The sequence below is a fragment of the Pseudorhodoplanes sp. genome (assembly GCF_035565855.1).
Taxonomy (GTDB): Bacteria; Pseudomonadota; Alphaproteobacteria; order Rhizobiales; family Xanthobacteraceae; genus Pseudorhodoplanes.
In genome coordinates, this window is record NZ_DATMRX010000288.1 from 1 (window position 1) to 12,052 (window position 12,052).

The following is a 12,052-nucleotide window of genomic DNA, read 5'->3' on the forward strand; positions in this document are numbered from 1 at the left end:
GGAAGCGGCAGGCGAGACATCATGGCGAACCTCTCCGGTCGGTGAACAACTGGACGGTCTGACGCAAGCGGCATGCCAGAACGTATGCACTGAAAACGCTAGGGAATCCCGGCAGTATCGAGCAGATCGCACATCTTCTGAGCAGAGCGCTCCCGATTCAGGCATAAATCGTATGCGATATTGTATACGATTTAGACTTCTATTGCATCCGATCTGTGGCAGGGATTATGCAAGGGATTGTCCATAGCGAAGGCTGCCCGCGGGACGATCTCCGGGCACCTTGCGACAAAGGGATGCGCCATGTCACCAGCCACCGCCCAGATTCTCGCCGCCACCGACGAAACCGCTGAAGCCGCCGCGATCGTCGAACGGTTCCTCGTCGCCTCGATGGTGCCGGACCCGGAGACCGCTGCGCGCTACATTTCCGACGATCTCGCCATCACCTTCACCGGCGGGCGCAAATACAGGCACCCGCGCGAAACCACGGCGTTCAATGCCGGCCGCTACAAATGGGTGAAGAAGAAGATGGAGCGGACCGATGTCGTGCCGGGCCGCGGCGAGACCATCGTCTACAATCTCGGAACGCTCTATGGCGAATGGCCGGACGGCACGCCGTTCGAGGGCAATCGCTACGTCGATCGTTTCGTCGTCCGCGGCGGCAAGATCGTGCAGATGGATGTCTGGAACGACAGCGCGGAGCGCATCCTGACCGCGCGCGGCATCGTCGCCTGATCAGCGCCGCGCGCCGGTCCGTTTGTCGGCATCGGCATCTGCCTTGGCATAGCCGGCGAGGATGTCCTTGATGTCCCGGCCCTTGTTCGGACGGGCGACGATCAGCGCGCGGCCCGCCACCGCCTCGAGATGGCGATCCATCTCGGCGATGGCGCGCGCGGCATCGCCCTTGCTGAGCGCATCGATGATCGCGCGATGTTCGCTCACCGCGCATTCGGAGGAATGCGGGCGGCTGTAGAGCGCGAGGATCAGCCCGCAGCGCGACGACACTTCGCTGACATAACGGCTGAGCACGGCGCTGCCCGTCATCTCGGCGAGCACGATATGGAATTCCGTCGCGAGCCGGATCGACAGCGTTTCGTCGTGGCTGCGCGCCTTTTCCTCTTCGGCCACATGCGCCTTGAGCTGATCGATCTGGGCGCGCGTCAGATTGCCGGCGAGCCGCTGCATCACCAGCCGCTCCATCGCAATGCGCACGTCAAAAATATCGCGCGCCTGGTCCCAGCTCGGGGTCGCGACCGCGGCGCCCTTGTTGCGGCGCAGTTCGACAAGCCCCTCCGCCGCGAGCTGGCCGAGCGCGTGGCGCACAATGGTGCGGCTCGCGCCGAACCGTTCGCCGATCGCATCTTCAGGCAGCTTTGCGCCGGGCTCCAGCGCCTGCTCGATGATCGCACGCCGCAGCGCGCGATAGATCGTGCCGACGCGGTCGGTATTGGCGGGCTTTTTCGGTCGGCTCTGCTTCGCCACGGGTGCGTTGCTTTGTTGCGGCTGTTGTCCCGTAGCGCGCCGCAATGCACACGGTCAATCGCCGCTGTGATGGTGACGTGAAAGACTCCGGATTCCGCAGTCGGGCGAACGCGAGACCTGACGAGATCGCGACGCGCCGCGCGTCCAATGGACCGTCCAATGGACGGTGATGCGGACTTGCGCTGCACGATAAAGTTTGACGCGCTGTTGAAGGAAGCGCGCAAACGCGACGCCGATTGTATCACATTGCTCTTTTGTGATATGTACGGATCGGCAGCGGCCCACAACGTTTCAGAACATGAACACGCCCTGCCCAAGGACGACGATGATGCGGCTGGTCTTCGTTACCTGCCTCGCGGCATCTTTTTGCGCCGCGCCGGTGCACGCGCAATACAGCGACGGCGTAATCAGGATCGGCGTCATGAACGACATGTCGGGGCTTTATTCCGACATCACCGGCCAAGGCTCCGTCGTTGCGGCGCGGATGGCGGTCGAGGATTTCGGCGCGGCCGCAAAGGGCATGAAGGTCGAGATCCTGGCGGCGGATCATCAGAACAAGCCCGATGTCGGTTCGGGCATCGCGCGGCGATGGATCGACATCGACAAGGTGGATGTCATCGTCGACGTGCCGACATCCTCCATTGCGCTTGCGGTCAATGAGATCGTTCGCGAAAAGAACAAGGTCTTTCTCATATCGGGGGCCGGGGCCTCCGATCTCACAGGGGCCAAGTGTTCGCCGAATTCGGTGCACTGGACCTATGACACCTGGTCGACCGCCAACGGCACCGCGAAAGCCATGGTTCGGACCGGCGGCGATACCTGGTTCTTCATCACCGCGGACTACGCGTTCGGTCATGCCATCGAGCGCGATACGTCCGCGGTGGTCGAGGCGAATGGAGGAAAGGTCGTCGGCCGCGTCCGCCACCCCTTTCCGGGTACGGACTTCTCTTCGTTTCTGCTGCAAGCGCAGGCGTCGAAGGCGAAGGTCATCGGGCTTGCCAATGCCGGCGGCGACACCGTCAATTCCATCAAGCAGGCTGCCGAGTTCGGCCTGACGCAGCGCGGGCAGAATCTCGCGGGCCTCCTCATCTTCATCAACGACATTCATGCTCTCGGGCTCAAGGTGGCACAGGGCCTCGTGCTGACCGAAGCCTTCTATTGGGATCGCAACGACGGCAGCCGCGATTTTGCCCGCCGCTTCGCGCCGCAGGCGAAAGGCAATATGCCCTCGATGATCCAGGCGGGGGTTTACGCGGCCGTGCTGCATTATCTGAAAGCCGTCGAGGCGCTGAACAGCGATGCGGACGGCAAGGCCGTCGTTGCAAAGATGAAGGAGATGGAGACGGACGATCCGCTGTTCGGCAAAGGCAAGATCCGGATCGACGGACGCAAGATCCACGACATGTTTCTGTACGAGGTGAAACGGCCGGAGGAGTCCAGCGGCGGCTGGGATTACTACAAGCTGCGCGCGACCATCCCGGCGGCCGAAGCCTTCCGTCCGCTCAATGAGGGCGGATGCCCCTTGGCGAGCGGCCAGCACTGAGCTGTCATCGCGCGCGAAAGCGGGCGATCCAGTAAGCGCCGCTGCGTCAAGAGTTTACCGGATGCCCCGCTTTTGCGCGGGGCATGACAAGCATGGGGCGATCCGATTCCGCCTCAATTGAAATTTATCGAGGACACGCTTCGGCGGGAGGCGTCATACGGCAGGCCATACATGAAGCGGTCGTCTTCCCTGCTCATCGCACTCGCCTTGATCTCCGGCGTGATCGCGATTGTCGCTGCGAATTTGACCGATCGGTCGAACATCCTGTTCGCGCGGGCGCAGGCGCAGTCCAAGCCGCCCAGCCTTCCTGCCTTAAGTGCCGATATCCGCGAGACGTCGGTGTCCGGTGTCTCCTCCGGCGGGGCGATGGCGATCCAGATGCATGTCGCGCATTCCTCGATCATGCGCGGCGTCGGGGTGATCGCCGGCGTTGCTTATGACTGCGCGGATTCGCGGCTGCCGAATGTGAACCAGCGCCTGGCGCGCGGACTTGTGCTTTGCATGAATGGCGAGAGCGGCGGGGACGCGGCCTTCTCGATCGCGCGCACCGACCAAGCCGCAGCCGTGCCGGGGGCGATCGACCCGCTGTCAAATCTCCCGCGCCAGAAGATCTGGCTGTTTTCCGGATACAATGACGGCACCGTGCTGCGCGCGGCAATGGATCAGGTCGCCGCGTATTACCGGCATTATGTCGCCGCGGGGAACCTGTTCTACCAGACCGACAACCGGGCGCCGCATGCTCTCATCACCGACGATTATGGCGGCGATTGCCTTGCCCACAACGATCAGTACATCAACAACTGCGGATACGATGCGGCCGGTGACTTGCTCAGGCATATCTTCGGCCATCTCAATCCGCGCAGTCCAAGTCCCGCCGGCCAGATCCGGACTTTCGACCAAAGCGAATTCACAGATGGCGTGTCGCCGCAATTAATCGGCCTTGCCGAGATCGGCTATGTCTATGTGCCGTCTTCCTGCGCGGCGCCTTCGCCCGCGCAGGCATGCCGGGTGCATGTGGTGTTTCACGGTTGCCGGCAATATGCCGGCAACCCGCAGGTGAACACGGCGGTGGTGGAGCACGGCGGCTACAACAGATGGGCCGACACCAACAATTTCATCGTGCTCTATCCGCAAGTGCAGCCAATCCCTGGCTCCGTGGGAAATCCGGGAAATCCGACCGGATGCTGGGACTGGTGGGGCTACAGCGATCTGCCGCGCAGCCGCGATTATGCGCGCAAGACCGGCTATCAGATCGCTGCCGTGAAAGCGATGATCGATCGCCTGACGTCAGGCAATGTCCCGGTCAGCCCGCCGCAGTCCTTCGGCCCGCCTCAGAATGCAGCGGTCGCCGATGTGACGTCGAATGCGCTGGAGATCGTCTGGCAAGCCAATAGCGCCGCGGCCGGCTTCAACATTGCCCGCGCGACGAGCGCCGGGGGCCCGTTCGTCCCCGTCGCGACCATGGTGAGCGGTGCGAGCTTCGCCGATACTGCGCTCGCCCGCGATACCACCTATCATTATGAAATCCGTGCGGTGGACGGCTCCGGTGCACAGAGTGCGCCCGTCATTCTTTCGGGCAAGACCGCCCCGGCAAGCCCACCGCGCTGCGATCCGTATTTTTCCAATAATCCGACGCATGTCAGCAGGGGACGCGCCTATCTCGGCCTGTCGCAAGTGCTTGCGCTCGGCAGCAACGATGCGATGGGTGCGCCGGACGAGGACGTCTATAGCCACCTGATCAAGGAGCAGCGTCTCTTACCCTATTACCGCGTCGGCTATTGTCCGTAATCGGGACACTGTGCACCGCGCCCGCGCATCGCATTCTCATCGGAAGGCCTGATCGAAAAACAGTCATCGCGCCGCCCGCGGTTCATATCGATTCTGGTGACGTGGAACCTGGGATTGATTATCCTTGCCCGGCCGCTCTCTCCCGTCTGCGGCTGGAATTGCATGAGGCTGCCTTACGACTTTTTCGACTCTTTCAATCGAAGAACCATCGCTGCGAGCTTCTTTCACAGAAGGAATGGCTCCAATGTCAGAAGGCAAGAACGGGTCTTCTTCGCAGAACGGCGAAACGGGTTTGTTGAAAGGCTTGATCCTGCTGGCGTTACCGGTGTTGCGTTTCCAGCAGGCAATACTACCGAACATCAGATCGGGACTTGAAAAGGACAAGGACGACATCGTCCGCGCAATCGAACATTTCATTGCGTTCGAGCTGCATGCGCTGATGATGCTTCTGGATCCCGCAGGAAAATTGCGGGACCGGATCGATGAAAACGAGGTGAAAAATCGGCTCAAGCCGGTCCTCGACAATGTCGCCGCGGGAACGATCTCCTTCGTCAAGGCGCAGGAGGATGTCACCAAGGGACTGATATCGATCCTCGATGGAATGAGAAACGCAGAACAAACCAGCGGAAAAAAGACACGCGCATCCTAGCTTTCTTGGAGGTTGCGTCGCGATGGTCACCACACCGCAGCATCAAGGCATTGCCATCATCGGCTTGTCGTGCCGGGCTCCCGGGGCCGCATCGGCCGCCGAGTTCTGGAAGAATCTGTGTGAGGGCACCGAATCCATCACCTTCTTCTCCGACGCAGAACTTGCCGCCGCAGGCGTCGATCCTGCGCTGCTGGCCAATCCGAATTACGTGAAGGCCGCGCCGATGCTGCGCGACGTCGAGACCTTCGACGCCGCGTTCTTCGGCTACTCCCCCAAGGATGCGGCGCTGATGGACCCGCAGCAGCGGCTGTTTCTCGAAGTCTGCTGGGAAGCCTTCGAGGATGCGGGTTACGACCCGGCTGTCTATCCCGGCAAGGTCGGCGTGCTTTCGGCCGCCGGCGGGGTCGTGTCGAGCTATCTTCTCGCCAAGCTGCAGCACGAGGAACTGCCGGGCCAGACCGCCAGCATCGCGCATATCAACAACGACAAGGATTTCCTGAGCACGCGCGTTGCGTTCAAGCTCAATCTCACGGGCCCGAGCTTCACCATCCAGTCGGCATGTTCGTCGTCGCTGGTCGCCGTTCACCAGGCTTGCCAGACGCTCTCCATCGACGAATGCGACATGATGCTGGTCGGCGGCTCGGTGGTGCGGGTGCCGCAGGTCGAGGGCTATCTCGCGGAGAAGCGCAACCTGCATTCGCTCGACGGGCATTGCCGTCCGTTCGACGCCGTGGGGCAGGGGACGATCTTCGGCAGCGGCGTCGGCGCGGTCCTGCTCAAGCCGCTCGACCGCGCCTTGCGGGATCGCGACCACATCTACGCGGTGATCAAGGGCGCAGCCGCCAACAACGATGGATCGTCGAAGACGAGCTACACCGCGCCCAGCCTCGGCCAGCAGGCGCAAGCAGTCGCGGATGCGCTTGCGCGCGGCGGGGTTCATCCGGACAGCGTCGGCTATCTCGAATGCCACTCGACCGGAACGATCGTCGGCGATCCGCTCGAGATCGAAGCGCTGAGCATGGCGTTCCGCAAGAATACCGAACGCCGGCAATTCTGTGCGATCGGATCGGTGAAGGCCAATATCGGACATCCCGAGCAGGCGGCCGGCATCATCGGGCTGATCAAGACCGCCCTCGTGCTGCATCACAAGCAGATTCCGCCGAGCATCAATTTTGACACGCCGAACCCGGCGATCGATTTTGCGGGCTCGCCGTTCTACGTGAATACGGCGCTTTCCGATTTCGCGGCTGCGGACACGCCGCGCCGCGCCGGGCTGAACAGCCTCGGCATCGGCGGCACCAATGTCTTCGTCATTCTCGAGGAAGCGCCGCCGGTGCCGGTGTCCGAAGACGTGGTGGATGAGCAGGGTCCCCGCCTCGTGACCCTGTCAGCCAAGAGCGCGGATGCGCTGATCGCGCGCGTTGCGCAATTGCTGCAATGGGTGAACGACAATCCGGACGCATCGATCGCCGATGTCTGTTACACGACGAATGTCAGCCGCAGCCAGTTCGCCTACAGGTTCGCAGCGCCCGCCCGCTCGATGGACGAGCTCAAGAGCCGGTGCGTCGCCTGGCTGGAGGCGCAGCGCAACGCCGCCGCAAAGCCGAAGCCGGCCGAGCGGGCGCCGATCGCCTTCATGTTTTCGGGGCAGGGCGCGCAATATGCCGGAATGGCGGCGCAGCTTTACCGCAGCCACACCGTGTTCCGCGATGCGCTCGACCGTTGCGCCGCATTGGCTCGGCCGCATCTGTCGCACGACCTTCTCGATGTGATCTTCGCCCGCGGCCTCGACGAGACGCTGATCAACCGCACCGACTATACCCAGCCGGCGCTGCTGGCGGTCGAATACGCGCTCGCCGAACTCCTGCAATCCTTTGGGATCGTGCCCGATGCAGTGATCGGGCACAGCCTCGGAGAGATCGCGGCGGCCTGCGTTGCGAAGGCGATGACGATCGACGACGCCATGCGCCTCGCCATTGCGCGCGGCGCGCTGATGCACGGCTTGCCGGCCGGCGGCGCGATGATCGCGATCATGGCGCCGGAGCGCGAGGTGCGACCGCTGATCGAGGCGGTTGCTCCGGGCATCGAAATCGCGGCGATGAACGGCCCGCTCAATACCGTCGTGTCGGGTGATCGCGAGGCCTTGCAGGCCTTGACCGCCGCACTCGACAAACGCGCCCTGAACTATCGCGATTTGCGCATCTCCAACGGCTTCCACTCCGCACGCACCGAACCGATCCTCGATCAGCTCGAGGCGGTGGCAGCGGATGTCGCGCACAGCGCGCCGGTGTTGCCGCTGATTTCCAATCTCACCGGCGCGCGACTGTCCGACGCGCCGGACCGCACCTATTGGCGGCGGCATCTGCGCGAAGCCGTGCGCTTCGGCGACGGCATGATCGCGCTGTCGGAACTTGGCTGCGCGACCTATCTCGAAGTTGGGCCGCACCCGGTGCTGCTGCCCATGGCGCAGGCGTGTCTGCAAGCGGCCGGCAAATCCGCCGAGTGGCTCGCGATGCTGGTGCGCAAGCAATCCGATGCCGATTCACTGACCGACATGCTGGCCGGCCTCTATCTCGCCGGCCACAAGCTGGATTGGGAGGCGATCCATGCCGGATCGCCGCGGCGGCGGCTGTCGCTTCCGACCTATCCGTTCCAGCGCAAGCGGCACTGGCTCGACATCGCGCCACCCGCGCATGTGCGTCCTCAGATCGCGCAGACGGCAGCGACACCGCCCATCGCGCCCGATCATCCGCTGCTCGGGCAGCGGATCGCGGGCGCATCCGGCGGCCTGACATTCGAAACACGATACGGGGTGCAGCACCTGCCGTATCTCTCCGATCATCGCGTGAGCGGCGTAGTGGTGCTGCCGACCACGGTCGAACTCGAAGCGGCGCTGGCGGCGGGACGCCGCTTTTTCACTGCGGAACGGGTGAGCATCGAAAGCGCGATGCATCACGAAGCGATGGCGTTTGCCGACGGCAAGGATCGTGCGGTGCGGATATCGGTGCATCCGCTCGGCAGCGGACGCGCGCATTTCAAAATTGCAAGCGCGGCCGCAGGATCTGACGACTGGCGCACCCACATGACCGGAACGGTGAGTGAGGGAGCAGGCGCCGTTGCCCCGGCTTCATCGCTTGACGAATTGCGGGCGCGCTGTCCGCATCCCGTGCCGGTTGCCGATCTGTATGATCGCCTTGCCGCGCTCGGCCTGGAATATGGGCCCTGCTTCCGTGGCGTGCGCGAGGTCTATGCCGGACGCAACGAGGTGCTGACGCAGGTGGCGTTGCCCGCGGGCATGAGCGGCGGCGGATACATCCTGCACCCGGCCTTCCTCGACGCATGCCTGCATGCCTATCCGCTGGTGATGGATCAGCCCGCTGCGCTTAGCGATGACGGCGCCCGCCATTCGATCCTTCCGGTCTCGCTTCAGGGCTATCGCTGTCATCAGGACGGCGCGTCCCGGGCCTTTGTGCATACGAGGCTGCGCGGCGTCGCCAATGACGGGACGCAGCTGCTCGACATCGGCGTCTATGATGCGGCCGGCCGGCCGGTTGCGACGCTTGAAGGGCTGGGTGTGCGGCGGCTGCGGCTCGATGCCGTGACCGCATCCCAGGGCGAGGCTGACCCGGAATTCTATCAGGTCGCTTGGCGCAAGCGCGAACGGGCAAAGCCCGCCATTGGACAAGGCGATGCGCCGGCAAGCTTCATCGTCTTTGCCGACGTCAAGGGCATCGGCGCTGCGCTGGCGACGCGGATGGAAGCGGCCGGCCACCATTGCCATCTGGTCTATCGCGGTGACGCGCTGGTGCGGCAGGGGCCGCGGACCTGGACCGTCAACGAACGCGATCCGCAGGCGTTTCGCGCGCTGCTGGAGCAGGTCTCGTCTGCCGAAGCGCTGGCCTGCAAGGGCGTTGTCTATCTCTGGGCGCTGGACGCGCCATCCGTCTCGGCTCTCACGCTCGAGAAGCTGCGCAATGCCAGCGAAACGATGAGCCGCGGCGCGCTCGCGATCCTGCATGCGCTGTCGGAACGTCGGCAGATTGCAGGCGGCCGGCCGCGTCTGTGGCTCGTCACGGCCGACAGCCAGAGCCTCGATGCCGATCGGCCGGCCGATCCGGTGCAAGCGCCGCTCTGGGGCTTGGGGCGGACCATCGCGCTCGAACATCCATCGATCTGGGGCGGATTGATCGATCTGCAAATGGACGGCCGGTGGCCGGATATCGACGCGCTGATGAACGAACTCGTTCAACCCGATGGCGAGACGCAAATCGCGCTGTCGGCACGCGGCGAACGCCACGTCGCGCGCTTCGTGCGCAAGCCGCTTGCGGCAAGTCCGGAGCGGATGCCGCGCGTGCGTCCCGATTGCAGCTATCTTGTCACCGGCGGTCTCGGCATGCTCGGCCGCGGCATGGCGCAATGGCTGATCGGCAAAGGCGCGAAGCACATCGTGCTGACCGGGCGCCACGCCAATGCCGACAAGATCGAAGCGATCGCCAGCGAGGCGGGCCGGACCGGCGCCACGCTTTATGTCGTCGCCTGCGACATCAGCCGCGAAGACGAGGTGTCGCGACTGATGCGCAGGATCAGCGATGAATTGCCGCCGCTGCGGGGCGTCGTTCATTCGGCCGGCGTTCTGGACGACGGTATCCTGGCGCAGCTCGGCTGGGAGCGGTTCGCGCCGCTGTTCGAGCCGAGAGTGTTCGGAAGCTGGCTGCTGCATCAGCACACGCGCGCGCTGGCGCTCGATTTCTTCATCGTCAATTCGTCATTGCTCAGTCTGCTGGGCTCTGCGGGGCAGGCGAATTACACCGCCAGCGCCGCCTTCCTCGATGCCCTCGTCGCCCATCGCCGCGCGCAAGGCCTGCCCGCGATGGCGATCAACTGGTGTGCGTGGTCCGGCGGCGGCCTTGCCACTTTATCCGGCGCGCGGGGAGAGGCGATGTGGTCATCGCTCGGCCATGCCTTCATCTCGCCGGATGCGGGGATGCGCGCCTTCGACCAGGCGATGCATCGCGACATTGATCACATCGCGGTGGCCGCGGCCGACTGGCGAACCTATTCCGGAAAGATCGGCAATCCGCCATTTCTGTCCGAACTGGTCAACATCAGTGCCGTTGTGTCGGAGCCGGCGCCGCGAAGGGCCGAGCCGCAGCGCGTGGTCGAACCTCAGCGTGTCGTTGCGGTGGATGCGGGTGCGCGGCAACGTCATCTGCCGAGGCTGCAGCAGCACATCACGACGAAACTTGGCTTCACCGAGCCGGTTGCGCTCGATCAGCCGCTGAACGACCTCGGCGTGGATTCGCTGATGTCGGTCACGCTGTCGAACAGCCTGGAGAGCGAATTCGGAATTCCGGTCCCGGTCGCGGAGATCATCAACGGCCCGACGATCGACCAACTCTTCGCCGCTGTGTTCGAGCCGCATATCGACATGATGGCGCCATCGGGTGTCACCGCCAACGGCCATGGCAAGCAGGATGAAGTTGCGCCGCTGGAACCGACAGCTCCTCAATCCGCTGACCGTATGGCCCCTGTATTCGCTGCACCTCCGCCAGTATTGAACGGCCGGCCGCGATCCGGGAACGGAAATGGCGCCGCGCATGGCGCCGTGCTTTCGCAGGACAACAGCCGCGCCATGGTGTTCGATCATCTGCAACGCCGGGTGATGGAAGAGCTCGGATTTGCAGAGCCCATTGAGCCGGAGACCAAGCTGAACGAGGTCGGGCTCGACTCGCTGCGTTCGGTCGCGCTCTCCAACCGTCTGGAAAAAGACTTCGGCTTCCCGGTGCCGGTGGCCGATCTGATTGCCGGGCCATCGCTCAATGAGCTGTCGGAGACGGTTGCCGCATCAATGGCGCGCAGCGGACACGAGATGCCGCTGCCATTCGCCGCCACTTCACTTCATGCCGAGCAGCATGATTCCGGCGGCCTCGCGGCGCATGGCGATGCGCCTCCGCCCGCCGTGGTGTTCGAAGTGAGCGGCACGACTGGCAGCAGAGGATTGAACATCAGGCTTGGGCCGGACGTGTCCGCCGAAGGTCGCGAGCTCCGATCCGGCGCGGCCAACGGCTCGCATCACGCCACTTCGGGGAACGGGGCGGCTCGCGATCCGCGCAGTCAGAACGGCGCCGGGCATACCAATGGCGGCGGTCCGATCGCGTGGCTCGAGCAGCCGGCACCTGCTGTCAGGACCGCCTCGCGCAACGGCGGACAATGGCTGATCGCGCCGAAGCCCAATCCCAGCGCCAGGGCGCGCCTGTTCTGCTTCCCCTATGCCGGCGGCGGGGTCGCATCGTTCCGCGGCTGGCCGCAACTCGCCCATGACGCGCTTGAGATCGTTGCGATCGAACCGCCGGGGCGCGGCACGCGCATCAACGAGCCGGCTGTCGAAGATATCGATACATTCGTCGAGCGCCTGATGCCCGAACTGACCGGATGGCTCGACCGGCCCTCGGCCTTCTTCGGCCATTGTCTCGGCGGGCTGACGATGTACGCCACCCTGCGCGAGCTGCCGGACTCCTGCGCGCATTTCGTCAAGCATGCCTTTGCCTGCGGGATAAGGCCGCCGCATCTGTTGCGCCGCCGCGGCCGGTTTG

7 protein-coding genes are annotated in these 12,052 nt (G+C 64.1%); 5 read left to right on the forward strand and 2 right to left on the reverse strand.

Annotated features, from left to right (window positions below):
* The first annotated feature begins 300 nt into the window (after nt 1–300).
* A complete protein-coding gene (locus VN004_RS16365) occupies nt 301–732 on the forward strand; it encodes a nuclear transport factor 2 family protein (RefSeq protein ID WP_325612191.1) in 432 nt (143 codons plus the stop codon).
* On the opposite strand, the gene VN004_RS16370 is transcribed toward VN004_RS16365, so the two are convergent.
* Both VN004_RS16370 and VN004_RS16375 read right to left on the reverse strand, forming a co-directional pair.
* On the reverse strand, nt 733–1,479 hold the full coding sequence (locus VN004_RS16370; protein WP_325612194.1) for a GntR family transcriptional regulator: 747 nt from the start codon (nt 1,477–1,479) through the stop codon (nt 733–735).
* Nucleotides 1,480–1,770: 291 nt separating this feature from the next.
* Nucleotides 1,771–1,902 carry a hypothetical protein gene (locus VN004_RS16375; RefSeq protein WP_325612209.1) on the reverse strand — a complete coding sequence of 44 codons (132 nt, stop codon included), beginning with the start codon at nt 1,900–1,902 and terminating at the stop codon, nt 1,771–1,773.
* Between VN004_RS16375 and VN004_RS16380 the strand changes: the two genes are divergently transcribed.
* The 4 genes from VN004_RS16380 to VN004_RS16395 form a co-directional block, all read left to right on the forward strand.
* On the forward strand, nt 1,901–3,022 hold the full coding sequence (locus VN004_RS16380) for an ABC transporter substrate-binding protein (RefSeq protein ID WP_414710334.1): 1,122 nt from the start codon (nt 1,901–1,903) through the stop codon (nt 3,020–3,022). The genes VN004_RS16375 and VN004_RS16380 overlap by 2 nt on opposite strands.
* Before the next feature lie 171 nt (nt 3,023–3,193).
* Nucleotides 3,194–4,810, forward strand: coding sequence for a hypothetical protein (locus tag VN004_RS16385; RefSeq protein WP_325612198.1), 1,617 nt, complete (start codon nt 3,194–3,196; stop codon nt 4,808–4,810).
* A gap of 244 nt (nt 4,811–5,054) precedes the next feature.
* Nucleotides 5,055–5,459 (forward strand): hypothetical protein, encoded by a 405-nt coding sequence (locus tag VN004_RS16390; RefSeq protein ID WP_325612201.1) that lies wholly within the window; start codon nt 5,055–5,057, stop codon nt 5,457–5,459.
* Between the two features lie 22 nt (nt 5,460–5,481).
* The coding region (locus VN004_RS16395; RefSeq protein WP_325612203.1) for a type I polyketide synthase at nt 5,482–12,052 on the forward strand (6,571 nt) is incomplete at its 3' end.